Raw genomic sequence first — 575 nt, forward strand, 5'->3', positions numbered from 1 at the left:
ACGATTGAAGCTAACTTTTTTGAGCTGCCGGAATTTATTGTCGCAGATGCCGGATATGGTAGTGAACAGAATTACGAAGATATCCTAAAAAATCGAAATCGAACGCCACTCATTACATACAATCAATATCGAAAGGAGAAGAAAAAGAAACACAAAGAGAATGCTTTTCATGTAGACAACTGGGAATACAGCGAAGAAGAAGATGCATATGTATGTCCAAATGGAAGAAAAGTGAAATTTAGTTATCATTCGAAACGAACGGACAGATATGGATTTACACGTGAATTTAAAGTGTATGAATGTGAAGACTGTTCCGGTTGTCCTCTTCGTGATTTGTGCACGAAAGCCAAACCAGGAAATAACAGAAAAGTATTCCTCAACGAGAAGTGGGAATCACAAAAAGAATATGTACGCACGAAGCTTTCAGACGAGAAAACAGGTGAAATTTACGGCAAACGTAAAATTGACGTGGAGCCAGTTTTCGGATTTTTGAAGGCTAATTTAGGTTTCACTCGTTTTTCCGTTCGAGGAAAACAAAAGGCGACAAATGAATTAGCCTTTGCATTAATGGCGGT

At 38.3% G+C, this 575-nt stretch carries 1 protein-coding gene; it reads left to right on the forward strand.

Features of this window, described 5'->3' with window-relative positions:
• The coding region (locus LZD48_RS18410; RefSeq protein WP_235764130.1) for a transposase at positions 1-575 on the forward strand (575 nt) is incomplete at both ends.

It is taken from the genome of Oceanobacillus alkalisoli, from assembly GCF_021556485.1.
Classification (GTDB): Bacteria; Bacillota; Bacilli; order Bacillales; family Amphibacillaceae; genus Oceanobacillus; species Oceanobacillus alkalisoli.